Below are 25,163 nucleotides of genomic sequence, written 5' to 3'. Positions count from 1 at the left end.
AATGAAAATGGCCGGCAGCGAAAGCTGCCGGCCTTTCGTTTTATGACAGCGATATATTGGCGTTTGTCACATTGTTGTAATGTTTGTGCGCCAAAGTAGTCGCCAATACGATTTCATTAAGTAATGCGAGAGAAATTCGATGCAGACTAACCAGCTTCTTCTGATTTTTTGCGGTGCGTTACTACTGCTGGGGCTGCTGGCGTTTTTTGCTGGCCGTTCAAAAGCCACTCGTTTACGTAGCGCGGGTACGGCGATGTTTGCTCAGCCAGACCAATACGCCTGGTTTACCGTGCTCTCGACCGCAGGCCCAGCCGTATTGGTGAGTACGCTGGGGGCTTTTGTACTGCTTTTAATGGGCGCCGATATACCCACGCTCTATTTGCTGGCAGCGAGTCTGGTGGTAGCAGCCATAGGGCTGATGGTGAGTCTTAACCAAGTAAAGCCTGATTTTCATGCCCGCCAGGCCATTGAGCGGGTAATCCGCATGGTTTTAGCTGGGGCAGCGTTAATATCGATTTTCACTACGTTCGGTATTTTGTTCTCGATCATTTCCGAGGCGCTGCGCTTTTTCCAAATGCACAGCTTCTGGGAATTTATTACCGGCACCACGTGGAACCCAGGCGCGAGCTTTTTAGCGTCAGCGGGCCGTGGAGATGGAAGCGGCGCTGAGTTTGGTTCAGTGCCGCTGTTTGCCGGTACCTTTATGATAACCGCTATCGCCATGCTGGTAGCTGTTCCTATCGGTCTGCTCTCGGCGATTTATATGTCCGAGTATGCGCCGCGTAATGTGCGCACCGTTGCTAAGCCGGTGCTTGAAGTTCTGGCGGGTATACCGACTGTGGTGTACGGCTTTTTTGCCGCGATTACGGTAGCGCCTATTATCGTCAACATCGCCGGATTCTTTGGGCTCGACGCTTCTTACAATAACGCCGTCGCCCCAGGTGTTGTGATGGGGATTATGATTATCCCGTTTATCTCATCGTTGTCTGACGATGTGATCAACTCGGTGCCGGATAGTATGCGCCAAGGGTCGCTGGCACTAGGCATGACCAAAGGCGAAACCATTCGAGACGTGGTTATTCCCGCTGCTCTGCCGGGTATTATTTCAGCGGCACTCCTGGGTATGTCGCGCGCGCTGGGTGAAACCATGATCGTGGTCATGGCCGCAGGTATGCGCCCAAATCTCACCGCTAATCCGCTGGAAGATATGACCACGGTCACCGTGCGTATTGTTGCCGCGCTTACCGGGGACCAAGAGTTTGAAAGCGCAGAAACATTGTCAGCCTTTGCGCTAGGGCTGGTGCTGTTCGTTATTACACTTTTGCTTAATTTGGTGTCGGTTCTGATGATCCGTCGTTTCCGCGAAAAATACCGCGTGAATAACCTGTAACGCTGAGGAACTGTTTCGATGAGCCATACTTTTGACGAAATCAGCCAGCAGCTAAAAAAGCGCCACCGAAAGTCTGCTCGGCTTAAGTGGATAACCATGGGGTCGCTAGGTCTCGCGGGTCTTTTTCTGGTGCTGTTTTTTGCCGATATGCTGAATAAAGGTCTTCCCGCTTTTCAGCAGGCGTATATTCAAGTCGAGATCAACTATACCGAAGAAGCACAAACAGACGGACGGCGGGCGTTTGATGAAGAGCTACTGCCCATCATCAGTCGCACTATGGTGCGCGTGATACCGATGGAGCTTCGCAACAATCCTGGCATGATCGGCACCAGCGAAAACGATTGGGTATTGGCGACTAGCGAAGTGGATCAATACTTAAAGGGACACCAAAATAGCTTAAGCCCTGAACAGCAGGCCGCCATTGATGAGCGGGTTGAATCTGGCCAAGTGGATATGCGTTTTAATACCACATTTTTTACCAATGGTGATTCAAAAATAGCCGAATATGCCGGGATTATATCGGCAGTATTGGGCACCGTGATGACTATGATCGTCACGCTGGCGATTTCGTTTCCCATCGGCGTAATGACGGCAGTTTACCTGGAAGAGTTTGCACCCGATAACCGCTTTACCCAAGCGATTGAAATTAACATCAATAACCTCGCTGCGATTCCCTCGATCTTATTTGGTTTGCTGGGCTTGTCGATTTTTATCAACTTCTTTGGGGTGCCACGTTCGTCGCCATTGGCCGGTGGTATGACGCTGGCGCTAATGACGTTGCCGGTGATTATTATCTCAACGCGAACTGCGCTGCGTAGCGTACCGGACTCCATTCGTCATGCTGCTTTTGGGGTAGGGTGTTCTCGCTGGCAAGTCGTACGCGACCACGTTTTGCCGTTGGCAATGCCGGGTATTATGACCGGCTCCATCATCGGCCTTGCGCAAGCGATGGGTGAAACGGCGCCGCTGATAATCGTGGGCATGGTGGCCTTTATCCCCGATGTCGGCGCATCCTTTACTAACGCGGCCACCGTTATGCCTGCACAGATATTTACTTGGTCAGGCGAGCCTGAGCAAGCGTTTGTAGAGAAAACAGCCGGCGGTATTTTGGTGCTACTCACCATACTCATCTCACTTAACGCCTTCGCCGTTGTGTTACGTAAGAAATTTGAGCGTCGCTGGTAGGCCAGCGCGATAGAGGACATGACTATGAATAGCCGAGCACCTGTAATGAACGACCAGCATGCACCTGCGGTTGGGCAGCCCTACACCCGTAACGATCAGGCCTGCCACGATTTGAGTATCCGAGTGCGAGATTTGAACCTGTGGTATGGCAAAAACCAAGCGTTGAATAACCTTAATATTGATCTGTTCCAGAAAAATGTGACGGCGCTAATTGGCCCTTCCGGGTGTGGTAAGTCGACCTTCTTACGCTGCTTGAATCGTATGAATGACTTGATTCCAAGTGTACGTACCGAAGGGCTGGTTGAGATGGACGGGCTAGACGTTAATGCGCCTAAAATGGATGAAGTGGCGCTGCGTCGTCGGGTAGGCATGGTATTCCAAAAGCCGAACCCCTTTCCTAAGTCGATCTATGAAAATGTCGCCTACGCGCCACGTATGCACGATTTGGTCAGCCGTAAAGCAGAGCAGGATGAGTTGGTTGAAAATGCATTGCGTAGCGCCGGTCTGTGGAACGAAGTCAAAGATAAGCTACAGGAGCCAGGCACCTCTCTCTCTGGTGGTCAGCAGCAGCGGCTGTGCATTGCCCGTGCTATTGCGGTACAGCCTGATGTCATCCTGATGGATGAGCCAACCTCAGCGCTAGACCCCATTTCGACCGCCACCATCGAAGATTTGATGGACAAACTTAAAGAGCAGTTCACCATCATCACCGTGACGCACAATATGCAGCAGGCGGCGCGAGTGGCGGATTACACGGCGTTCTTCCACCTGGGGGAAATCATTGAGTACAACGACACTAAAGTGATGTTCTCAACCCCGGCGCAGAAGAAGACCGAAGACTATATCTCGGGTCGTTATGGCTAATTAACGCTTACCAAGCAAGCTCATCGTCAATCGGTGGGCTTGTTCATTTATGAACCTTTTTTTCAGCTTTTATATATGCTTTATCGTATATGATCGTTATGCTTTTTAAACAGGTCGTTTGCAAATTTATAGCTTTGAAAACATATAGCTTTGAAAAACCGCAAGCTTAGGAGGCTCCCGTGGCATTACGTATCGGTATCAACGGTTTTGGACGTATTGGGCGCTTGGCACTGCGCAGTTTGTGGGCAAAGGTGGCAGCGGGTGACGTTGAGCTGATTCGTATCAATGACCCCGGTGGCGATGCGGCTACTTTTGGCCACCTGCTGGAGTTTGATTCGGTACACGGGCACTGGGCACCAGGGAAGGGCATCTCGGCAACTGATAACGTTATTGTTATCGACGGTAAAGCTGTCGCCTTTAGCGCTAATAAGGCGCTTGCCGATAGCGACTGGTCGAACTGCGATATAGTGATTGAGTGCTCGGGCGTTATGAAAACCACGGATCAGCTCCAGGCGTATCTTGATCAAGGCGTCGACCGTGTGGTGGTGAGTGCGCCGATGAAAGAGGCGAGCGTGCTTAATGTGGTGGTGGGGGTGAACGACCATCTTTACGATTCTGCTCAACATAAGATCGTCACCGCTGCCAGTTGCACCACTAACTGCCTAGCACCGGTGGTCAAAGTTATCCAGGAAACCTTTGGTATTCGCCACGGCTCGATGACCACGGTTCACGACATCACCAATACCCAAACCATTTTAGATGCTCCACACAAAGACCTGCGCCGCGCGCGTGCCTGCGGCATGAGCCTGATTCCCACCACGACCGGTTCGGCCAAAGCGATCACCGCGATTTTCCCAGAGTTAGAAGGCAAGTTGAATGGCCATGCGATTCGCGTGCCGCTGGCGAATGCTTCACTCACGGATATGGTGTTCGAGCTTGAGCGTGAAGTGAGTGTCGAAGAGGTCAATCAGGCGCTTAAAGCCGCTGCCGATGGCGAGCTTGCCGGTATTTTGGGCTATGAAGTGCGCCCGCTGGTGTCGATTGATTACCGCACCGACCCGCGCAGCTCGATTATTGATGCGCTCTCCACCATGGTGATCAACGGCACTCAGCTAAAGCTCTACGCCTGGTATGACAACGAGTGGGGCTACGCCAACCGCACGGTCGAGTTGGCCCTGATGGTAGGCAGTGGGCAGGTCGATCGTGGCTGAATCGATGCTGCAAAGGGTAAATGCGCTACCTTTCGAGGTGCGCCAATATATGCTGATTACCGGTAACTACTGGGCGTTCACGGTCACCGACGGCGCGCTGCGCATGCTGGTGGTCATGCACTTCCACCAGCTTGGCTACTCGCCGTTAGAAATCGCCATGCTGTTTCTGTTTTACGAAGCCTTTGGCGTGGTGACTAACGTGGTAGGCGGCTGGCTGGGCGCGCGGTTGGGGCTCAACCGCACCATGAATGTGGGCCTTGGGCTGCAAATTTTTGCCCTCGCCATGCTGATGGTGCCCGCTAGCCTGCTCACTGTCGCTTGGGTCATGGCCGCTCAGGCGCTATCGGGGATTGCCAAAGACCTCAACAAAATGAGCGCTAAAAGCGCTGTTAAGGTGCTGGTGCCCAAAGAGAGCGTTAACGCCAATAGCTCGCTCTACCGTTGGGTGGCGATGCTGACCGGCTCTAAAAACGCGTTAAAGGGGGTAGGCTTTTTTGTTGGTGGGTTGCTGCTAACGTTGATTGGCTTCCAGGCGGCCGTATTGGTGATGGCGGTGATGTTGGGCGGCGTGTTGCTGCTTTCACTACTGCGGCTCAAGGCGGATTTAGGCCGCCGGAAAGTGAAGCCCAAGTTCTCCGAAATCTTCTCAAAATCACGCGCTATTAACGTGCTCTCCGCGGCGCGCTTTTGCCTGTTTGCGGCGCGGGATGTGTGGTTTGTGGTGGCACTGCCGGTGTTTTTATACGATCAGCATGGCTGGTCGCACTGGACTGTGGGCGGGCTCCTTGCGATATGGGTCATCGGCTACGGCGGGGTTCAAACCCAGGCGCCCAAGTTAACCCGGCTGATCAAAGGCGATGCATGGGCACTCACCGCTGGCTGGGCGGCGGCGCTGGCAGTGCTGGCGATTGTGTTGGCAATGCTGCCCTTGGCGCAAGTAGGCTGGTTAGTCGTCGGGCTGCTCGCCTTTGGAGTGTTGTTTGCCATTAACTCCAGCTGGCACAGCTATTTGATTGTGCATTATGCCCGCGCCGACGGCGCCTCTATGGATGTTGGTTTTTACTACATGGCCAATGCCATGGGGCGTTTAGTGGGTACGCTACTGTCAGGCTGGCTGTATATGGCATACGGGCTGAGCGCCTGCCTGTGGGTATCAGCGGCCTTAGTGGCTGCCAGTGCATTGATGGCGCTGGCGTTGCCGCGGGGTAGTGATTTAATAAGCAAATAGCCACTAGTTAACAGGAAAATGATGGCGAGTTTTATTGGCAATTCTGACCAGCGCGAGCATTAGCGGTACTTCGACCAATACGCCGACAACAGTGGCTAGCGCAGCGCCCGACTGTAAGCCAAATAGCGCGATAGCCGCTGCCACCGCCAGTTCAAAGAAGTTGCTGGCGCCGATCATTGCCCCTGGAGCAGCAATGTTATGCGGCAATCGCCAGGCTTTAGCCCAACCATAGGCAATAAAAAAGATTAGAAACGTTTGAATAATCAGCGGTATCGCGATCAATATGATATGCAGCGGATTATTGAGAATGACCTCGCCTTGGAAGGCGAATAGCAGTACCAGGGTAATGATCAAGCCAATCGGGGTTATTGGGCCAACCCGCTTTATAAACACGTTGTCGTACCACTCGTTGCTGTGCTTTTTAATCAAGCTTTGCCGCGTGATATAACCCGCCGACAGGGGTATCACAATGTACAGCACCACTGACAGGGCGACCGTGTCCCACGGCACCTGAATATTGGAAATGCCCAGTAGGAAGACCACGATAGGGGCAAAGGCAAACAGCATAATCAGGTCGTTGAGTGCCACTTGCACCAGGGTGTAGGCGGCATCGCCGCGGGTCAGGTAGCTCCACACGAACACCATGGCGGTGCATGGCGCGGCGCCCAGTAGAATCGCCCCTGCTAGATACTGACTGGCTAACTCGGCGGGAATAAACGGCCGAAATATCACCATCAGAAATAGCCAGGAGATGGCGAACATAGTGAAGGGTTTAATCAACCAGTTCACCGATGTAGTGATGATCAAACCTTTTGGCTGACGACGCACGCCCAGCAGCGAGGTGAAGTCAATTTGCGCCATCATGGGAAAAATCATTGCCCAAATGAGTACCGCCACTGGAATCGACACCTGCGCCACTTCAAAGCGTGAAAGCGTTTCCGGTACCGCTGGGATAAATTGGCCAACTAAGATACCCACCACAATAGCGAGTGCTACCCATAGCGTAAGGTAGCGTTCAAACACGCCCATGCCTTCGGCGGTGGAGGGCGAGGTGTTGTCATGTAGTGCTGGCATGTAAGGCTCCTATTAGATGGCGCGCTGGTTAACGCGCTTGGAGAGTTCTGCAGCGCTCTATTCGAGTCAATTTAAGTCGATCTCTCTATCATATGTGTTTTTTCGTATATTTCTAGCGCTGCTTTATGTTTGCAATATTGCCGTCATGAACCCGGCGTAGAGTGACAGCCACTAACTACATAAGAGGCTGTTTATTTATGACGAAGCGCCGCGTGTTGTTCCTCTGCAATGCTAACTCTGCAAGATCTCTGATGGGAGAGGCGCTGCTTCGCCATTTGGCAGGTGATCGTTTTGAAGCGTTCAGCGCCGGTTCTGAGCCGGATGAACCCCATTCATTGACGCTTGAAGCGTTGCGCAAACACGGACTTCCCACCGAGGGCCTGCGCAGTAAGTCGTTGGATGAGTTTGAAAGCGACAATTTCGATTTTGTCGTTGTGCTATGCGACAAAGCCCAGCAAGCCTGCCGCGATTGGCAAGGGGGGGCGGGCGAAGTGCTGTCCTGGGATATTCGTGATCCTCGCTTGATCGGTAAGTCAGATGCGTATGAGCAGGCGTTATTAGAGATTCGTCGGCGCCTGCAGCTATGGCTGCCCCTTCACAAGTCTGATTAATCTTACTGAAAGGGGCGGGTCGAGATGAAATGGATTAATAACTTAAGCGTCAAGGCGAGTTGGACGCTCGTATTAATGGCCTTTAGCGGCCTGGTGGTTGTCATTGGCGCACTGGGTTTGTTCGCCAACCATTTTGGTCGTGAAGCATTTACATCGCTTCATGAACGGGATATGGCGCAAATTAGCAACCTGGATAGCGCCTACTCCCAGCTGTTGCGCGCGCGTATTCAGATGAATCGGGCGGCTGAGTTAATTCGTACTCCGTCGTTCGATCGACCTGATCCTCTGATAGAAGAAGCCCACCGTTTGCTTGACGCGGCGACCGAGAATTTCAATCAATTTACAGCCAGCGACTTTGATCAAGATCAGCAGGCGGTTGTTGACCAGTTAGCGTCAAACTTTCAATCATTTGTTAACAATAATCTCAACCTTCAAATGATGATGCTTGAAGAGCGCGACGTGTCTGGTTTTTTTTCGGGTGAGTCGCGAGTGGATGATAGCAGCCAGCACTTTGTAGCAAGCGCCGAGGCTTTTTTTGACGCTTCCGTTCAGCGGGGTAACGCCTTACTTATGCGCTTTGAACAGGTCTCCTCACTACTTTTTTGGGGTGTGATTGCAGCGCTTTGTGCTGCGCTGTTGGTAGTGACAGTCGTGGTATGGGGCGTGCGTAAAAATGTGCTTCGACCATTGAAGACGATCACTGGGCATTTCCAGCGCATTGCTAAAGGTGACTTGTCATCGCCGGTAACGGCGCACTCATCAAATGAAATTGGTCAGCTATTTAGTGAACTGGATAAGATGCAGCACTCTTTGACGACCACGGTTAATCGACTTAATGCGAGCAGCCAGCAGGTGTATAGCAATAGTCAGGAGATGACCGAGCAGAACCAGCTTTTGGCGAGCCAAACCGACACTCAAGTATCAGCCTTGCAGCAAATGGCGGCGAGCTTGGAACAGCTAACCGCCACGGTGAATCAAAATGCTGAAAGTGCTGCGCATGTTAATCAGTCCACGGCGGATGTGTCCCATAAAGCGCAGCAGGGTGACGAGGTGATTATCCAGTTTATCGCCACCATGGAAGCGATAAATAATCACTCCGAAGAGATTCAAAGCATCATTCGAATGATTGAAAGCATTGCTTTTCAAACCAATATATTAGCGCTCAATGCATCGGTTGAAGCGGCGCGTGCCGGTGAACATGGGCGTGGATTCGCGGTGGTCGCTAACGAGGTGCGTGCACTGGCAACGCGCAGTGCCAATGCTGCAAGCGAAATTCGGACGCGTATTGAAGCGTCGAGTGCGAGTGTCCAGCAAGGTAGCGTACTGTCTCAGCAAGCGGGTGAGCATACTCGGGCGATTATGCAAGCAGCCAGTAATGTGAATACGCTGATGACGCAAATCACCCATGCTTCTGAGGAGCAGCGGCGGGGCATTGAAGAGGTTAACCAAGCGGTCATCCAAATCGATACCACCACCCAAGATACTATGCGCTTAGTCAATCAGGCGGCCCAGAGCGCAGAGGTGTTATCCCAAGAAGCCTTGCAGATGCGCGAATATGCAGGACAATTTAGTGTTGTAGAGGAAGTCGCTGAGGCAGGCCGACATGCCAATGGTAATGACCCCGAATATCCCGGATGGGAGCAAATGAGCCAAGATGGACCAGTGATAGCACGCCCCCAGCAGGATGATCATAAAGCCCGGTTGCTGGCCGCCTCATCGCCGTAATTACGAGTTGGCAAAACGCCCTGGTGGAAATCTGCCAGGGCGTTAAGCGCAGTGGGTTAACCCTATGAAATTAGCCTAGAAAATCGCGGACTAATCGATTAGCTCGACGGCGACGGCGGTTGCTTCGCCACCGCCAATGCATAAGCTAGCAATGCCGCGCTTGCCACCTTTAGTGCGCAGCGCATGAATGAGCGTGGCGATGATGCGCGAGCCGGTAGAGCCTATCGGGTGGCCTTGGGCGCAGGCACCGCCAAACACATTGACCTTGTCATGGGGAAGACCCAAGTCATCCATGGCCATGAGTGTGACCACCGCAAAGGCTTCGTTGATTTCAAACAGATCAACGTCATTAACGCCCCAATCTAGCTTTTTCATCAGCTTTTCAATTGCACCCACAGGCGCGATGGTGAATTCGCTAGGGTGTCGCGAATGAGTCGTGTGGCCTAGCATACGCGCTAGCGGCTTAATACCTTGCTGATCCGCAGCTTCCTGACTCGCCAAGATAAGTGCCGAAGCGCCGTCGGAAATTGAGCTGGCGTTAGCGGCGGTAATCGTACCGTCTTTGGCAAAGGCGGGGCGCAGCTGGCGGATTTTATCGAGCTTAGCCTGGAAGGGCTGCTCATCGTGTTCGACAAGGGTTTCTCCTTGACGAGAGGTGACCATCACCGGTGCCATCTCTGCGCTTAGGTGGCCGGAGTTGGTGGCGGCCATGGCGCGCTCAAGGGAGGCAATAGCAAAATCATCCAGGCGCTCGCGTGTGTAACCGCGCTCAGTAGCTACATCCTGGGCAAACACGCCCATTAATTTGCCCGTTTCGGCGTCTTCCAGCCCATCTAGAAACATGTGGTCTTTAAGCTCGCCGTGCCCCAGTCGGTAGCCACCGCGTGCCTTAGTCAGCACGTGTGGGGCGTTAGACATGGACTCCATGCCGCCAGCCAGCAAAATATCACCACTGCCCGCTTTGATTAAATCGTGGGCAAGCATCGCTGCTTTCATGCCCGAGCCGCACAGCTTGTTTATGGTGGTGGCGCCATTGGCATCAGGAATGCCAGCTTGTCGCATCGCTTGCCGCGCTGGGCCCTGCTTAACACCGGCGGGGAGTACACAGCCCATAATGCCTTCGCTGATGGCCGCAGGATCGATTCCGGCCTCCTCAATGGCCGCTTTGATAGCGATGGCGCCAAGCTGTGGCGCTGTCATGTTCGCCAGGCTGCCCATCATGCCGCCCATCGGCGTGCGTTTGGCAGCGAGAAATACAACATCGGTGGGGTTACTCATGACCAATCTCCTTCAGAATTATTGTGATTATCATGCCAAGTGGTGGTTGATACGTTGACCCGTAGACGGTGCTGTGGTTCTCTCCAGAGTAACCAAGCAAGCGCTAGTGTAAATGACATGAATGTAATGAATGCTTCCCCTCGCCGCAAGGAATTGACGAGCCTCGCGGCTCAGCTATTCGTCCAAGAGGGCTTTGATCGCACAACGGTGCGTATGCTGGCGCAGGAAATGGGTATTAAGTCCGGCAGCTTGTTTCATCATTTTAAAGATAAGCAGGAAATCCTCGCCGCGGTCATTGAAGAGGGCACGCAAAATGCCTTGATGATCGCGCGTAAAGCGCTGAATGAGTGCGCCGCTGAGCCTGAAGTACGCCTGCGGACCATGGCGCGTGCCCATCTCGAAACCCTCTTTACTGACCGCAATGCCCATGTGGTGGCATTGTTTGAGTGGCGCCGACTCGACCCGGCGGCCAGTGCTCATTTAAGCCATTTACGCGATGCTTATGAGGCGCTGTGGGTTGCTGTTATCGACGATGCTTTGGAAGCAGGCTTGATCCATGGCGATCGCTTTCTTGTCTCGCGCTTTGTGTTGGGCGCGCTGAACTGGACGGTGCGCTGGTACGACCCCAACGGGCCACGCTCGCCTGATGACCTCGCTGACGAGCTGGTCGCCATGATTATGCCTACCTCGGTTTGATGCTTTGATGACGTTTGTCTCGACCAACGTCTAACGCTACAACTTAGAACAGTGCTTGCTCTCTGTGCCGTTTACTTTTAGCGTTGCTATTATCTTTAAGCTTACGTTAACGTCAACGGATAAATATAACAATATTGCTTGTGCCCATTCTCACTACGAGCTCATTTCCAATAACACAAGAGAGCCATCATGACAGCGACATCACATTCACTGCCCGACTATCACCACTATCTCGATAACTTTTCCGTGGATAGCGTTATCGCTCGCCTGGATGACCACCAGGACGGCCTGCTAAATGCCTTTGAGGCATGCTGTGGGCGTCATGTGCGCGCTGGACGCGGCGATGTGCTAGCGCTGGTTCAAGAGGATTCTCAAGGTGATTTGCATACCCTGACCTACGCCGAGCTAGACGAGCAGAGCGCCAAGCTGGCAGGGTGGTTTCAGTCTCAGGGGTTGGGTATAGGCGACCGCATCGCCTGCATGCTGCCACGGTCACCACAGCTATTGGTTGCGGTCTTAGCAACATGGCGTATTGGCGCGGTTTATCAGCCGCTGTTTACCGCCTTCGGCCCCGATGCGGTGGACTATCGACTAGGGCGCGCAGGCACCAAGTTGGTGATAACCGATCACGCTAATCGCTATAAATTCGATGGTCTTAGCCAATGCCCGCCGGTACTGGCTGCGGGTGGGGCGACCAGCGAGCACTCAGGTGATCATGATTGGCAAGCTGCATTGACGCATACGTCAATGAGCGATCAGCCGCCGAGACTCGCGCCTGAAGCGCCATTTCTGCAAATGTTCACCTCTGGCACCGTAGGCAAACCGAAAGGCGTTGCCGTGCCACTGGCGGGCATGACTGCTTTTGCGATCTATATGGAGCTGGCCATTGATCTGCGTGACGATGACCGCTTCTGGAATATGGCCGACCCCGGCTGGGCCTATGGTCTCTATTATGCGATTGCCGGGCCTTTACTGCTCGGCGTAACGACGCATTTCTGCGAAGCAGGATTTAGCGCCGAGGGGGCGCTGGCGTTTATGAAGCGCCACCATATTACTAATTTTGCTGCCGCGCCGACCGCTTACCGGTTAATGAAAGCATCAGGGCTATTTGATGACGCTCATGAAACGCTAGAGCTACGTGCGGCGAGCTCGGCGGGCGAACCTTTAAATACTGAAGTGGTGACCTGGGTGGAGAAGTCGCTGGGCTGTCCGGTCATGGATCACTACGGCCAGACGGAAACCGGCATGACGTGCAATAACCACCATTCGCTTGACCATCTAAAGCATGTGGGTGCAATGGGCGTGCCGATGCCGGGTTATCGCTTGGCGATTTTGGATGCCGAGTATCGCGAGCTGCCTGCCGGGGAGCCTGGTGTCCTTGCCGTCGATATCAAGAATTCACCTGCGCACTTTTTCCAGGGCTACACCTGGCAAGAGAAGAACCCCTTTGTAGAGGGCTATTACCTGACTGGCGATGTGGTTATCCGCAATGAAGACGGCACCTTTCAATTTGCCGGGCGTGACGACGACATTATTACCACGGCGGGTTACCGGGTGGGACCTACGGACGTAGAAAATAGCGTGATGACGCATCCTGCGGTCGCCGAGTCAGCGGCAGTGGGGCAGCCTGATGAGATTCGCGGCGAGGTGATCAAGTCGTATATCGTGCTACGCGAAGGCTATGAGGCAAGCGATGAGCTTGCTGATGAAATCAAACAGCGAGTGCGCGATCGGCTTTCGACTCACGCTTTTCCGCGCATTATTGAGTTTGTCGATGAGTTGCCTAAAACCCCTAGCGGTAAGATTCAGCGCTTTAAACTGCGTGCCCAGGCGGTAGAAGAAGCCAAAGCTAGCGAATAAATCAATCGACTATATATGGCAACCGTACATAACAAGCATAGGGAATACGGAGATGCAGGTTAAGGAGAGTACATTTTTAATTACCGGGGCCGCTTCGGGATTGGGGGCGGCTACCGCAGAGCGCTTGGTCGCTGCAGGTGCCCGCGTCGTGTTATGCGACTTAAATGACAGTGTCAATTCCCACGCCCAGCAGTTGGGGGCAAATGCGCGTGCCATTCTGGCGGATATTACTTTAGGCGAACAGATGCAGCAGGCTGTAGATGCGGCCGTAGCGCTGGGTGGCGAACGTGGGCTTTCCGGCGTGGTTCATTGCGCGGGGGTGGTTAGCGTAGCCAAGCTTGTTGATCGCGAAGGCAACCCGGCTGATCTCGAAAGCTATATGAAAACGATCAACATTAACCTCGTAGGCACCTTTAACGTTATGCGCCTTGCGGCTGCCGCGATGGCTAAAAACGCGCCTAATGAGAGTGGTGAGCGCGGAGTAATTATTAATACCGCGTCCATTGCTGCTTTCGATGGGCAGGTTGGTCAGTGCGCTTATAGCGCTTCTAAAGCTGGCGTCGTGGGTATGACGTTACCTGCGGCTCGGGAATTGTCGCGGCACGCTATCCGGGTAATGGCCATCGCCCCTGGTGTGTTTGAAACGCCGATGATGAGCGAAATTCCCGACGAGGCTGCCCAGGCGCTAGCGGCAGCGGTGCCATTTCCTAAGCGTTTAGGTAAGCCGGATGAGTTTGCTCAATTAGCCGAGCAGATTATTACCAATCCTATGCTCAATGGTGAGCTGATCCGTTTAGACGGCGGCATTCGTATGCAGTAAGCCGATCGCAAGTGGGTAAAAGAGAAATAAAACGACTCGTCAGCTTTTGGTTGGCGAGTTTTTTTATTATTTGCACCATGAGTTTATGTATTGGGCGACCAAAGTTCTAGTGTGTTTTCAGGCTAAATTCAAACGCCCGCTTGACTCTGGAAGGCGCCCGCGCTAATTTTCAAACATGTGTTTGAAAGTCGTGAGCTCAAATGTACTGATCGGCTCTCAACCCCCCTTTTTAGGAGAAGTGCGATGCCCAGCTATCAGGCCCCTATTCGTGATATGCGTTTCGTTATGGACGAGATGCTTGACTACCCCGCTCACTACGCGCGTCTGCCAAATGGTGACGATGCGTCGCCAGATGTGGTCAGCGCTATTTTGGAAGAGGGTGCGCGCTTCGCCCGCGACGTATTGCTACCGATCAATCAGAGTGGCGATGAAGAGGGTTGTTTGCTGGAAGGGGGCGAGGTCAAAGCGCCTAACGGTTTCAAAGAGGCATACCAGCAGTATGTAGAGGGTGGTTGGCCGAGTCTGGCCGCCGATCCTGCTCATGGTGGGCAAGGTCTGCCGCCTTCATTGGCGATGCTGCTGTCGGAAATGATCTGTGCCACTAACTTGGCGTGGGGCATGTACCCGGGGCTCTCTCATGGTGCGGCGGATGCACTGCGCCATCATGGTACCGATGAGCAGAAGGCGACGTATCTCACCAAGCTGGTTGAAGGGGTATGGACGGGCACTATGTGCCTAACCGAGCCGCACTGCGGTACTGACCTAGGCTTGATCAAGACGCGAGCAGTGCCCGCTGACGGTGATGCCTATGCGATTACCGGTACCAAAATTTTTATTTCGGCCGGTGAGCACAACCTGGCTGAAAATATCGTCCATTTGGTATTGGCAAAACTGCCCGGCGCACCGGAAGGCTCCAAAGGTATCTCGCTATTTGTAGTGCCCAAGTTCTTGCCCGATGCCCAGGGTGATGTGGGTGAGCGTAATGGTGTCACCTGCGGTTCGCTCGAGCACAAGATGGGCATTCATGGTAATGCCACCTGCGTGATGAACTTCGATGGTGCAACTGGCTACCTGGTAGGGCCACCCAATAAAGGGCTGGCGTGCATGTTCACCATGATGAACGCAGCGCGTCTCGGGGTGGGCATTCAAGGTCTGGGTTTGATTGAAGCCAGTTTTCAGAATTCATTGAGCTATGCCCGTGACCGGTTACAGATGCGTGGATTATCGGGCAAGCAGGCGCCTGAAAAGCCCGCTGATCCGATCATCGTTCACCCCGATGTTCGCCGCATGCTGCTAACCCAGAAAGCTTTCGCCGAAGGTGGTCGTATGCTGGTGCTTTACACCGCGCAAATGCTCGATGTGGTGGAGCATGGTGAGCCGGGTGAAGAACGGGACCACGCTGAAACTCTACTTGGTTTGCTAACGCCGATTGTTAAGGCTTTCCTGACCGAAGTTGGTTTTGAAAGTACTAACGAGGGCGTACAGATCTACGGCGGTCATGGCTTCATTAAAGAGTGGGGCATGGAGCAATTGGTGCGCGATGCGCGTATCACCCGTTTGTATGAAGGTACTACCGGTATCCAGGCGCTTGATCTGCTGGGCCGTAAAGTACTCATGAGTCAGGGTGAATCGCTGAAGGTATTCACCAAAGAGATTCATAAGTTCTGTAAAACTGAAGCCGACAATCCCGCTCTCAAAGAGTTTGTCGGGCCGCTGGCTAAGCTCAATGCAGAGTGGGGTGAGCTGACCATGGGGGTGGGCATGAAAGCAATGCAAGACCGCGAAGAAGTAGGCGCGGCGAGTGTTGATTACCTTATGTACTCGGGCTACGTCACGCTGGCGTACCTATTTGCCCGCGCGGCCAAACAGGCGTCGGCCTCTTTAGAAGGTGACGATAAGGCCTTCTATGCCGCTAAATTGAATACGGCTCGCTTCTATTACCAGCGACTATTACCGCGCACCAAGGCCCATGCACAAATGATTCAATCAGGCGCTTCCAGCCTAATGGCTATCTCCAGCGAAGACTTCGGCTTGGGTTTTGAAATCTAATTAACGGCTAAGATGCTAAAAGAGCACTCTCTGGTCAGGCGTTCTGATCGGTGGTTTGCGGCAGAAGGGCAACCTTCTGCTGCTTTTTTATACGCAATAACTTCTTTTACTTGCTATCTTGATAGTGAGGCCTTAAAGTACGCATCCGCTGCCGGGGACGCCTAGCGTTACCAGCGGTGTATGAGGTGTAAAAGCCTTGGTTTGTCAACGAGTTAGCGGGTTTTAAAATCGCATATTGACAACCACCTGGAACTGCGTAGAATACGCCTTCCTCGCGGCGGCAAGCCAAGTCAACGGCAAGCCGGTTACTTTCACAGTAACTATCCAGCGAAACAGCTCTTTAACAATTTGATCAGGTAATTCATGTGGGCGCTTGCTGATGTTGGTGACAAATCACCTAATATCAAGGCAAGCGACTCAAGCAATAAGGTTTTGAAGGATTCGTCCTTTGGGATCTGTTTTGAATGAATTCGTTTGAACCTTGAGCCAAGTTTGATCCGCTTTTGTTGCCTTCGGGTGACATGTAAGGATCACATAGATCTTAAACTGAAGAGTTTGATCATGGCTCAGATTGAACGCTGGCGGCAGGCCTAACACATGCAAGTCGAGCGGTAACAGATCTAGCTTGCTAGATGCTGACGAGCGGCGGACGGGTGAGTAATGCATAGGAATCTGCCCGGTAGTGGGGGATAACCTGGGGAAACCCAGGCTAATACCGCATACGTCCTACGGGAGAAAGGGGGCTTCGGCTCCCGCTATTGGATGAGCCTATGTCGGATTAGCTAGTTGGTGAGGTAAAGGCTCACCAAGGCAACGATCCGTAGCTGGTCTGAGAGGATGATCAGCCACATCGGGACTGAGACACGGCCCGAACTCCTACGGGAGGCAGCAGTGGGGAATATTGGACAATGGGGGCAACCCTGATCCAGCCATGCCGCGTGTGTGAAGAAGGCCCTCGGGTTGTAAAGCACTTTCAGCGAGGAAGAACGCCTGGTGGTTAATACCCGCCAGGAAAGACATCACTCGCAGAAGAAGCACCGGCTAACTCCGTGCCAGCAGCCGCGGTAATACGGAGGGTGCAAGCGTTAATCGGAATTACTGGGCGTAAAGCGCGCGTAGGTGGCTTGATAAGCCGGTTGTGAAAGCCCCGGGCTCAACCTGGGAACGGCATCCGGAACTGTCAGGCTAGAGTGCAGGAGAGGAAGGTAGAATTCCCGGTGTAGCGGTGAAATGCGTAGAGATCGGGAGGAATACCAGTGGCGAAGGCGGCCTTCTGGACTGACACTGACACTGAGGTGCGAAAGCGTGGGTAGCAAACAGGATTAGATACCCTGGTAGTCCACGCCGTAAACGATGTCGACCAGCCGTTGGGTGCCTAGAGCACTTTGTGGCGAAGTTAACGCGATAAGTCGACCGCCTGGGGAGTACGGCCGCAAGGTTAAAACTCAAATGAATTGACGGGGGCCCGCACAAGCGGTGGAGCATGTGGTTTAATTCGATGCAACGCGAAGAACCTTACCTACCCTTGACATCTACAGAAGCCGGAAGAGATTCTGGTGTGCCTTCGGGAACTGTAAGACAGGTGCTGCATGGCTGTCGTCAGCTCGTGTTGTGAAATGTTGGGTTAAGTCCCGTAACGAGCGCAACCCTTGTCCTTATTTGCCAGCGAGTAATGTCGGGAACTCTAAGGAGACTGCCGGTGACAAACCGGAGGAAGGTGGGGACGACGTCAAGTCATCATGGCCCTTACGGGTAGGGCTACACACGTGCTACAATGGCCGGTACAAAGGGCTGCGAGCTCGCGAGAGTCAGCGAATCCCTTAAAGCCGGTCTCAGTCCGGATCGGAGTCTGCAACTCGACTCCGTGAAGTCGGAATCGCTAGTAATCGTGAATCAGAATGTCACGGTGAATACGTTCCCGGGCCTTGTACACACCGCCCGTCACACCATGGGAGTGGACTGCACCAGAAGTGGTTAGCCTAACGCAAGAGGGCGATCACCACGGTGTGGTTCATGACTGGGGTGAAGTCGTAACAAGGTAGCCGTAGGGGAACCTGCGGCTGGATCACCTCCTTAAACGATGCGTCACGCGTTAGTAAGCGTCCACAATGAATTACCTGATCAGATAGCTGTGATATGAGCAGTGATAAGCCAAGCGCCTGCGGCGTTGCCTTATCACTGCTTATAGCAGTCGCTCTTTAACAATGTATATCATGCTGACAAGAACACTTCGCAAGAAGTGGTCTTAAATTGTGATACGCGTCAGCGTATCCGGCAAATTGAAACGTGATTATTGCGATATCCAGACTCCTTCGGGTTATAGGGTCAAGCAATTAAGCGCACACGGTGGATGCCTAGGCAGTCAGAGGCGATGAAAGACGTGGTAGCCTGCGATAAGGTTCGGTGAGGTGGCAACAACCTGTGACCCGGACATTTCTGAATGGGGAAACCCACTGACCATAAGGTCAGTATCTTACACTGAATACATAGGTGTAAGAGGCGAACCAGGGGAACTGAAACATCTAAGTACCCTGAGGAAAAGAAATCAACCGAGATTCCCCTAGTAGCGGCGAGCGAACGGGGACCAGCCCTTAAGCATGTGAATGATTAGGCGAACAGATTGGGAAGTCTGGCCGTAGCGGGTGATAGCCCCGTAGTCGAAAATCTGATCATGTGAAATCGAGTAGGTCGGGGCACGAGAAACCTTGACTGAAGACGGGGGGACCATCCTCCAAGGCTAAATACTCCTGACTGACCGATAGTGAACCAGTACCGTGAGGGAAAGGCGAAAAGAACCCCGGAGAGGGGAGTGAAATAGATCCTGAAACCGTGTGCGTACAAGCAGTAGGAGCAGACTTGTTCTGTGACTGCGTACCTTTTGTATAATGGGTCAGCGACTTATATTCAGTGGCGAGGTTAACCGTATAGGGGAGCCGTAGGGAAACCGAGTCTTAACTGGGCGACACAGTCGCTGGATATAGACCCGAAACCGAGCGATCTATCCATGAGCAGGGTGAAGGTTGAGTAACATCAACTGGAGGCCCGAACCAGGATCTGTTGAAAAAGATTTGGATGACTTGTGGATCGGAGTGAAAGGCTAATCAAGCTCGGAGATAGCTGGTTCTCCTCGAAAGCTATTTAGGTAGCGCCTCACGTAGTACCGCCGGGGGTAGAGCACTGTTTCGGCTAGGGGGTCATCCCGACTTACCAACCCGAGGCAAACTCCGAATACCGGTGAGTAACGCGTGGGAGACACACGGCGGGTGCTAACGTCCGTCGTGAAAAGGGAAACAACCCAGACCGTCAGCTAAGGTCCCGAAATCCTGGTTAAGTGGGAAACGATGTGGGAAGGCTTAGACAGCTAGGAGGTTGGCTTAGAAGCAGCCATCCTTTAAAGAAAGCGTAATAGCTCACTAGTCGAGTCGGCCTGCGCGGAAGATGTAACGGGGCTAAACCAGGTACCGAAGCTACGGGTTCATCCTTTTAGGATGAGCGGTAGAGGAGCGTCGTGTACGCCAATGAAGGTGGATTGAGAAGTCTGCTGGAGGTATCACGAGTGCGAATGCTGACATGAGTAACGATAAAGGGAGTGAAAAACTCCCTCGCCGGAAGACCAAGGGTTTCTGTTCGACGCTAATCGGAGCAGAGTGAGTCGGCCCCTAAGGCGAGGCCGAAAGGCGTAGTCGATGGGAAACGGGTCAATATTCCCGTACCGGACATGGTTGCGATGGGGGGACGAAGAAGGCTAGGTGAGCCAGGCGTTGGTAGTCCTGGTGAAAGTGAGTAGGCTGGGATCTTAGGTAAATCCGGGATCCTTTAAGGCCGAGACACGAAACGAACTGACCACGGTCAGGAAGTCACTGATGCCACGCTTCCAGGAAAAGCCTCTAAGCTTCAGATCATGTGCGACCGTACCCCAAACCGACACAGGTGGTCAGGGTGAGAATCCCAAGGCGCTTGAGAGAACTCGGGTGAAGGAACTAGGCAAAATGGTGCCGTAACTTCGGGAGAAGGCACGCCGGCGTAGGGTGATGAGACTTGCTCTCTAAGCCCGAACCGGTCGAAGATACCAGGTGGCTGCAACTGTTTATTAAAAACACAGCACTCTGCTAACGCGCAAGCGGACGTATAGGGTGTGACGCCTGCCCGGTGCCGGAAGGTTAAATGATGGTGTTAGCCGCAAGGCGAAGCTCTTGATTGAAGCCCCGGTAAACGGCGGCCGTAACTATAACGGTCCTAAGGTAGCGAAATTCCTTGTCGGGTAAGTTCCGACCTGCACGAATGGCGTAATGATGGCCACGCTGTCTCCACCCGAGACTCAGTGAAATTGAAATCGCCGTGAAGATGCGGTGTACCCGCGGCTAGACGGAAAGACCCCGTGAACCTTTACTATAGCTTCACACTGGACGCTGATGTTGCCTGTGTAGGATAGCTGGGAGGCTTTGAAACTCGGACGCCAGTTCGGGCGGAGCCAACCTTGAAATACCAGCCTGGCATCATTGGCGTTCTCACTCAGGTCCGTTATCCGGATCGAGGACAGTGTGTGGTGGGTAGTTTGACTGGGGCGGTCTCCTCCTAAAGAGTAACGGAGGAGCACGAAGGTACCCTCAGCACGGTCGGACATCGTGCATTGAGTGCAAGAGCATAAGGGTGCTTGACTGCGAGACAGACACGTCGAGCAGGTGCGAAAGCAGGTTCTAGTGATCCGGTGGTTCTGTATGGAAGGGCCATCGCTCAACGGATAAAAGGTACTCCGGGGATAACAGGCTGATACCGCCCAAGAGTTCACATCGACGGCGGTGTTTGGCACCTCGATGTCGGCTCATCACATCCTGGGGCTGAAGTCGGTCCCAAGGGTATGGCTGTTCGCCATTTAAAGTGGTACGCGAGCTGGGTTTAGAACGTCGTGAGACAGTTCGGTCCCTATCTGCCGTGGGCGTTGGATGTTTGAGAAGGGCTGCTCCTAGTACGAGAGGACCGGAGTGGACGACCCTCTGGTGTTCCGGTTGTCACGCCAGTGGCATTGCCGGGTAGCTATGGTCGGACGGGATAACCGCTGAAAGCATCTAAGCGGGAAGCCCCCTTCAAGATGAGACATCCCTGAGGCCTAGAGCCTCCTGAAGGGCCCAGCGAGACCAGCTGGTTGATAGGCACGGTGTGGAAGCGCTGCAAGGCGTTGAGCTAACGTGTACTAATGGCCCGTGAGGCTTGACCCTATAACACCCAAGGGGTCTGGTCGTGATGATGACGTTGATGAATGCCGGATACGCAGCGTGTGGCCCAAACGACATAACGTAAGGGCGGCAGGCGATAAGACGCACACAATTGAGTTAAAAACAGTCAGCATGATGTACATAGCCAGTTACGCCTGACGACCATAGCACGCGTGAACCACCTGATCCCTTGCCGAACTCAGAAGTGAAACCGCTTAGCGCCGATGGTAGTGTGGGGTCTCCCCATGCGAGAGTAGGTCATCGTCAGGCACTTATTCAACGAAGAACCCAGCCACCCGGCTGGGTTTTTTGTTTGTGTGGAAGAAAATAAATAGTGCTGGATAAATGCTATGATGCGCCCCAATTAATTAGTCAGCCCTCATCGTTTGTGATGGGCGGAATCGAGGTGAAGTGGTGAGTGAAACGGTACCTACGTCATGGTTAGTTTACTGCCGTCCTGGGTTTGAGAGTGATGCGCTGGCAGAGCTACAGCATCACGCAGCATTGCAGGGCATTGCCTGTGAATCATCTTATGGGGAAGGGTGGGTAAGCTTAACGCGTGTCGATGGCGAAGCGGTGAATGATTTACACCGTCAGGCAGCGTTTAATAAGCTGATTTTCGCGCGGCAGAGCTTAGCGGCCTTGCCTGCGCTTACTCTTTCACGTGACGACCGTCTTACCGCGATCTTGGAACAGGTCAAAGCCAGTCGCTGGAGCTTTGAAGAGATTTGGCATGAAACGCCGGATACCAACGATGGCAAAGCGCTGGCCGGGCTGATTAAGGCGCTTACCAAACCGCTGGAAAGTATGCTGAAAAAACGTGGTGCGTTAAGGCGCAGCGCGGGCGCACGACGCCTACATATTTTCTGGACTGACGGTGATCAAGTGCAGTTGGCGATGAGCTTCCCAGGCAATCGTAGCGATTTGATTAATGGTATTCGTCGGCTGCGCTTTCCTTCCCGTGCGCCCAGCCGCTCAACGCTGAAGTTGGAAGAGGCGTGGCACGAGTTTATTCCTAGGGATGAGTGGGAAGTGCGGCTAGCACCGCATATGCAGGCAGCTGACTTAGGCGCTGCCCCAGGTGGTTGGACATGGCAGTTGGTTCAGCGGGGCATGTACGTATATGCCATTGATAATGGCCCGATGGAATCACAGTTGATGAAAACGGGGCAGATTGATCATCTCAAAGAGGATGGTTTTACCTGGGAGCCACCACAGCGCCTAGACTGGCTGGTCTGCGATATTGTTGATAAACCAGTGCGAGTGCTAGCCATGGTGGAGCGGTGGCTTATTCGGAAATGGTGCAAGGAGGCGATCTTCAACCTCAAGTTGCCCATGAAAAAGCGCTGGGATGAGGTAAAACGTTGCCTGATGGCATTGGAAGAGTCGCTGGAAAAAGCGGGCGTGCATGCAAGCGTATCATGCCGTCACCTCTACCATGATCGTGAAGAGGTAACGGTGCATGTAAGGCTAAGGGATTAACGCTAGTGAAACCTCATGTTTAATAGCCAGGCTCGTAAATCCTGATAGTTTCATCTTCGGTTAACAGCGGTAAAATACGCTGCATGGCCATTGTTCGCGCTTCGCTTGAGTGCCACTCCTTCCAGGCGCGGATGTCACGCCATTTGGTAATCATCAGTCGGCGGTCAGTATGACCCAGTTCTACAAGTGTTTCACCACTGATGAAGCCCCTTGCACCTAGTGAAGCGCGCATTGCCTCCCGCGCTGCTTGCTCGAATTCTTCTTCAAGACCGGGCATAATTCGCCGTTCGATGATAACTTTAATCATACTTTTTGTTTCCTACATCGAGGATGTTAATGGCTGACAATACGGGTACGTTACCCAACTTTGACGCGGTATTGGACACCACAGGACTCTACTGCCCAGAGCCGATTATGCTTATGCATAATAAAGTGCGCGACATGACCCCAGGCCAAGTGCTCAAAGTGATTGCCACCGACCCAGCCACCACGCGAGATGTGCCCAAATTTTGTCAGTTTTTAGGGCACGAACTGCTTGAGCAGGATACCGCCGATGAGAGTAACTACCTCTACTTCATTCGTTTGGCATAGCTCTTTGTTTGGCATAGCACATAAACCCAGGCGAGGCTCAAATCAACTAAGAGATATTGGCCTCGCCCACGGCTCCAGGACTAAAGATTTAATCACTGGCCACTACCATCATGGCTAGAGCATCAAGCGTTGCTGGATCTTCTTCCAGTATACGGTTGGCGATATGACGCTGGAAAAAGTAAACGGTTTGATGGCGGGCGTGAGCGCTGTACAAGCACTGATCCCCTAATAAAATCGGCGTCATCGCCGCTTTGTTCTCGTCGGCAAGCAGCGCGTCCAGACTACCGTCGCTGTAGAGGCGCCAGCCGTATACGGGTTTCATATGCCAGGGCGAGTTGGGGTGATTCATACACAGCGCGTGGGTGCCCAGAGTATCGGGGATTTGCTGAATGAGGGTGACTTCGCCAGAGGCCTCATAATCAAAGTATTCAGCTGCCGCAACTAGCTCGTGGTATTTGTGATCTGGAGGAGTATCAAAAATTTCTTCCGTTTCAGGATCACGATAACCTACGAAGTAGCCATTCTCCTGGCTATTCAGATCGTGGCAGGCTGCCAGGGTTTCCATCCACGGCACCAAGCCGATGACGCTACCGTCCTCTCTTAACCCCCAGGCCAAAATAGGCAAGCCATAGTAGGTATCGGGACTCGCAGCGAGCTGGTACACCATCTCTAATCCATCTAGCTCAGGGGCTAAACGGACTAAGCACTTTTGCGCCTGCTGACGCTGGCGCACAGTTGCCAGGTCGATGACCTGGGCAGAGCGGGGTGACAGGGATGCGCCCATTGTGTCCCTCCTTATGCTGCGTGGTCATCAGATTGGCAAAGCAAACTCATTTACCTCTCATATCCACAAATAGCACAACTTGCTCATAAGGTTAAGGGTTCTGCGTTTTTTAATTATCTGCGCAAGGTGGAAAGCGTGCTCGTTGCGCTTGATGCTCGGTAAGTGCTTGTTGAAACTGGCCCCAAGGTGCTTGGGCATTTTCCATCGAAAGCCAGTGCGACTGATAGCGATGGATAGCCATTGGCTTGTCTACCTGCTGTGCGTCAATTAAGCGGTTAATCGCGGTTAGCCACTGCTTGGCTGTACTTGCTAAGCGGTCAAGCGACCGTGATTCCCAGTGGCTCAAGCAGCGTGTGGTGGCATTGCTCTGCTGAGCTAACAATGTATTCGCTTCTGTTAAGCGTTGAGTAGCGAGTAGTAGGGCGCGCAACACCTCGGCGGTCATTGGCCGCTCTCGCAGGGTTTTTAAATGGTTTTCGAGGGTTGCAGAGTCTTGCTGCCAGTCACGGTCAAACTGGTGGTCGGTCATTCGCTGTAAGTAATCAATGGCCTCAAGCTGAGTTGCGATAGTGGTTTCATCGACGTTAGTTAAAGGTTGGCTTGCCCGTGAAAAGCTTTTAACCCACTCGCTGGAATCAAAAATAGCGTTCCAGCTTACTGCGGGCAGCTGTTCTGTTTTAGTTGTTGTTAATTGATTTAAGCGCGTTCGATCTTCATCGCTTAACTGCTCGGGAACCTCACTATTTAAGCAGGCGCTTAGCCGCTGCCATAGCGTGCGTTCATATAACCACTGTTGGCTGGGCGGCGCTACGCGCCCCAGTTGGTTGTTACGTGCAGCGACTAGCGACGTGATTTGGCATTCGCGCAGTGCGTATACATTCAGCAGGCTGTCCCGGGTTTCGGGAATATCTATGAGCCGATCGGGGCGCTCTGGGAAGTCACCGATATTAACCGGATCGTCGCGTTCAATGTCTTCCACTGCCAGGTCATCGGCGAGTTGTTGATGGTAGCGTTGCCACTGCTGCTCAGCGGGGTTATCGCCACAGCCAACCAAGAGGGCGCTTAGGATGATCGCTAGGGAAAGGTTTCTCCATTGAGCCAT

18 protein-coding genes and 3 rRNA genes are annotated in these 25,163 nt (G+C 53.1%); 16 read left to right on the top strand and 5 right to left on the bottom strand.

Annotation, left to right across the window (positions count from 1 at the left end; genetic code table 11):
* Positions 1-139: 139 nt before the first annotated feature.
* The 5 genes from pstC (at position 140) to arsJ (ending at position 5,878) form a co-directional block, all read left to right on the top strand.
* Positions 140-1,390 carry a phosphate ABC transporter permease subunit PstC gene (gene pstC / locus QEN58_RS11995; RefSeq protein WP_280103884.1) on the top strand — a complete coding sequence of 417 codons (1,251 nt, stop codon included), beginning with the start codon at positions 140-142 and terminating at the stop codon, positions 1,388-1,390.
* A gap of 18 nt (positions 1,391-1,408) precedes the next feature.
* A complete protein-coding gene (gene pstA / locus QEN58_RS11990) occupies positions 1,409-2,575 on the top strand; it encodes a phosphate ABC transporter permease PstA (RefSeq protein WP_280103883.1) in 1,167 nt (388 codons plus the stop codon).
* Positions 2,576-2,599: 24 nt separating this feature from the next.
* A complete protein-coding gene (gene pstB, locus QEN58_RS11985) occupies positions 2,600-3,439 on the top strand; it encodes a phosphate ABC transporter ATP-binding protein PstB (RefSeq protein ID WP_280103882.1) in 840 nt (279 codons plus the stop codon).
* A 179-nt stretch (positions 3,440-3,618) separates the two neighbouring features.
* Positions 3,619-4,650, top strand: coding sequence for an ArsJ-associated glyceraldehyde-3-phosphate dehydrogenase (locus tag QEN58_RS11980; RefSeq protein ID WP_280103881.1), 1,032 nt, complete (start codon positions 3,619-3,621; stop codon positions 4,648-4,650).
* A gap of 4 nt (positions 4,651-4,654) precedes the next feature.
* Positions 4,655-5,878 carry an organoarsenical effux MFS transporter ArsJ gene (gene arsJ, locus QEN58_RS11975; protein ID WP_280106933.1) on the top strand — a complete coding sequence of 408 codons (1,224 nt, stop codon included), beginning with the start codon at positions 4,655-4,657 and terminating at the stop codon, positions 5,876-5,878.
* 3 nt (positions 5,879-5,881) lie between these two features.
* Here the strand turns inward: arsJ and arsB are convergent, their stop codons facing one another.
* The gene (gene arsB / locus QEN58_RS11970; protein ID WP_280103880.1) at positions 5,882-6,952 is read right to left on the bottom strand and encodes an ACR3 family arsenite efflux transporter; all 1,071 of its coding nucleotides are present in this window, start codon (positions 6,950-6,952) and stop codon (positions 5,882-5,884) included.
* Positions 6,953-7,149: 197 nt separating this feature from the next.
* On the opposite strand from arsB, the gene QEN58_RS11965 reads away from it, so the two are divergent.
* Entirely contained in the window at positions 7,150-7,563 is a 414-nt protein-coding gene (locus QEN58_RS11965; protein WP_280103879.1) for an arsenate reductase ArsC, read from the top strand.
* Positions 7,564-7,587: 24 nt separating this feature from the next.
* Positions 7,588-9,288, top strand: coding sequence for a methyl-accepting chemotaxis protein (locus QEN58_RS11960; RefSeq protein WP_280103878.1), 1,701 nt, complete (start codon positions 7,588-7,590; stop codon positions 9,286-9,288).
* Positions 9,289-9,378: 90 nt separating this feature from the next.
* On the opposite strand, the gene QEN58_RS11955 is transcribed toward QEN58_RS11960, so the two are convergent.
* Positions 9,379-10,566, bottom strand: coding sequence for an acetyl-CoA C-acyltransferase (locus tag QEN58_RS11955; protein WP_280103877.1), 1,188 nt, complete (start codon positions 10,564-10,566; stop codon positions 9,379-9,381).
* A gap of 126 nt (positions 10,567-10,692) precedes the next feature.
* Here QEN58_RS11955 and QEN58_RS11950 point away from each other — a divergent pair, with 126 nt between their 5' ends.
* From QEN58_RS11950 to rlmM, 8 genes are all read left to right on the top strand, one after another.
* The gene (locus QEN58_RS11950; RefSeq protein ID WP_280103876.1) at positions 10,693-11,262 is read left to right on the top strand and encodes a TetR/AcrR family transcriptional regulator; all 570 of its coding nucleotides are present in this window, start codon (positions 10,693-10,695) and stop codon (positions 11,260-11,262) included.
* A 189-nt stretch (positions 11,263-11,451) separates the two neighbouring features.
* Positions 11,452-13,122 carry an AMP-binding protein gene (locus QEN58_RS11945; RefSeq protein ID WP_280103875.1) on the top strand — a complete coding sequence of 557 codons (1,671 nt, stop codon included), beginning with the start codon at positions 11,452-11,454 and terminating at the stop codon, positions 13,120-13,122.
* Between the two features lie 52 nt (positions 13,123-13,174).
* The gene (locus QEN58_RS11940; RefSeq protein ID WP_280103874.1) at positions 13,175-13,942 is read left to right on the top strand and encodes an SDR family NAD(P)-dependent oxidoreductase; all 768 of its coding nucleotides are present in this window, start codon (positions 13,175-13,177) and stop codon (positions 13,940-13,942) included.
* Positions 13,943-14,185: 243 nt separating this feature from the next.
* A complete protein-coding gene (locus QEN58_RS11935; protein WP_280103873.1) occupies positions 14,186-15,991 on the top strand; it encodes an acyl-CoA dehydrogenase C-terminal domain-containing protein in 1,806 nt (601 codons plus the stop codon).
* Positions 15,992-16,534: 543 nt separating this feature from the next.
* Positions 16,535-18,067: ribosomal RNA gene (locus tag QEN58_RS11930) — 16S ribosomal RNA — on the top strand.
* A gap of 247 nt (positions 18,068-18,314) precedes the next feature.
* Positions 18,315-21,207 (top strand): 23S ribosomal RNA (locus QEN58_RS11925).
* Positions 21,208-21,358: 151 nt separating this feature from the next.
* Positions 21,359-21,474, top strand: a 5S ribosomal RNA gene (gene rrf, locus QEN58_RS11920).
* The 16S, 23S and 5S rRNA genes sit together here, the layout of an rRNA operon.
* A 141-nt stretch (positions 21,475-21,615) precedes the next feature.
* Complete coding sequence (gene rlmM / locus QEN58_RS11915) at positions 21,616-22,686, top strand: 23S rRNA (cytidine(2498)-2'-O)-methyltransferase RlmM (RefSeq protein WP_280103872.1); 1,071 nt, start codon at positions 21,616-21,618, stop codon at positions 22,684-22,686.
* 19 nt (positions 22,687-22,705) lie between these two features.
* Here rlmM and QEN58_RS11910 read toward each other — a convergent pair whose 3' ends face one another.
* On the bottom strand, positions 22,706-22,993 hold the full coding sequence (locus tag QEN58_RS11910) for an antibiotic biosynthesis monooxygenase family protein (RefSeq protein WP_280103871.1): 288 nt from the start codon (positions 22,991-22,993) through the stop codon (positions 22,706-22,708).
* A 29-nt stretch (positions 22,994-23,022) separates the two neighbouring features.
* On the opposite strand from QEN58_RS11910, the gene tusA reads away from it, so the two are divergent.
* Positions 23,023-23,277, top strand: coding sequence for a sulfurtransferase TusA (gene tusA, locus QEN58_RS11905; RefSeq protein ID WP_280103870.1), 255 nt, complete (start codon positions 23,023-23,025; stop codon positions 23,275-23,277).
* 88 nt (positions 23,278-23,365) lie between these two features.
* Here the strand turns inward: tusA and QEN58_RS11900 are convergent, their stop codons facing one another.
* Together QEN58_RS11900 and QEN58_RS11895 are read right to left on the bottom strand one after the other, a co-directional pair.
* Complete coding sequence (locus tag QEN58_RS11900) at positions 23,366-24,061, bottom strand: hypothetical protein (RefSeq protein ID WP_280103869.1); 696 nt, start codon at positions 24,059-24,061, stop codon at positions 23,366-23,368.
* Positions 24,062-24,170: 109 nt separating this feature from the next.
* Complete coding sequence (locus QEN58_RS11895; protein ID WP_280103868.1) at positions 24,171-25,163, bottom strand: DUF3080 family protein; 993 nt, start codon at positions 25,161-25,163, stop codon at positions 24,171-24,173.

Source organism: Halomonas alkaliantarctica (assembly GCF_029854215.1).
GTDB classification, from domain to species: domain Bacteria; phylum Pseudomonadota; class Gammaproteobacteria; order Pseudomonadales; family Halomonadaceae; genus Vreelandella; species Vreelandella alkaliantarctica_A.
This window is presented reverse-complemented; position numbering and strand designations above follow the sequence as displayed.

Bases quoted from the DNA above. Each gene is read 5' to 3' on its own strand.
- pstC (WP_280103884.1), top strand. From the start codon at position 140: ATGCAGACTAACCAGCTTCTTCTGATTTTTTGCGGTGCGTTACTACTG.
- pstA (WP_280103883.1), top strand. From the start codon at position 1,409: ATGAGCCATACTTTTGACGAAATCAGCCAGCAGCTAAAAAAGCGCCAC.
- pstB (WP_280103882.1), top strand. From the start codon at position 2,600: ATGAATAGCCGAGCACCTGTAATGAACGACCAGCATGCACCTGCGGTT.
- arsJ (WP_280106933.1), top strand. From the start codon at position 4,655: ATGCTGCAAAGGGTAAATGCGCTACCTTTCGAGGTGCGCCAATATATG.
- arsB (WP_280103880.1), bottom strand. From the start codon at position 6,952: ATGCCAGCACTACATGACAACACCTCGCCCTCCACCGCCGAAGGCATG.
- QEN58_RS11965 (WP_280103879.1), top strand. From the start codon at position 7,150: ATGACGAAGCGCCGCGTGTTGTTCCTCTGCAATGCTAACTCTGCAAGA.
- QEN58_RS11960 (WP_280103878.1), top strand. From the start codon at position 7,588: ATGAAATGGATTAATAACTTAAGCGTCAAGGCGAGTTGGACGCTCGTA.
- QEN58_RS11955 (WP_280103877.1), bottom strand. From the start codon at position 10,566: ATGAGTAACCCCACCGATGTTGTATTTCTCGCTGCCAAACGCACGCCG.
- QEN58_RS11950 (WP_280103876.1), top strand. From the start codon at position 10,693: ATGAATGCTTCCCCTCGCCGCAAGGAATTGACGAGCCTCGCGGCTCAG.
- QEN58_RS11945 (WP_280103875.1), top strand. From the start codon at position 11,452: ATGACAGCGACATCACATTCACTGCCCGACTATCACCACTATCTCGAT.
- QEN58_RS11940 (WP_280103874.1), top strand. From the start codon at position 13,175: ATGCAGGTTAAGGAGAGTACATTTTTAATTACCGGGGCCGCTTCGGGA.
- QEN58_RS11935 (WP_280103873.1), top strand. From the start codon at position 14,186: ATGCCCAGCTATCAGGCCCCTATTCGTGATATGCGTTTCGTTATGGAC.
- QEN58_RS11910 (WP_280103871.1), bottom strand. From the start codon at position 22,993: ATGATTAAAGTTATCATCGAACGGCGAATTATGCCCGGTCTTGAAGAA.
- tusA (WP_280103870.1), top strand. From the start codon at position 23,023: ATGGCTGACAATACGGGTACGTTACCCAACTTTGACGCGGTATTGGAC.
- QEN58_RS11900 (WP_280103869.1), bottom strand. From the start codon at position 24,061: ATGGGCGCATCCCTGTCACCCCGCTCTGCCCAGGTCATCGACCTGGCA.
- QEN58_RS11895 (WP_280103868.1), bottom strand. From the start codon at position 25,163: ATGGCTCAATGGAGAAACCTTTCCCTAGCGATCATCCTAAGCGCCCTC.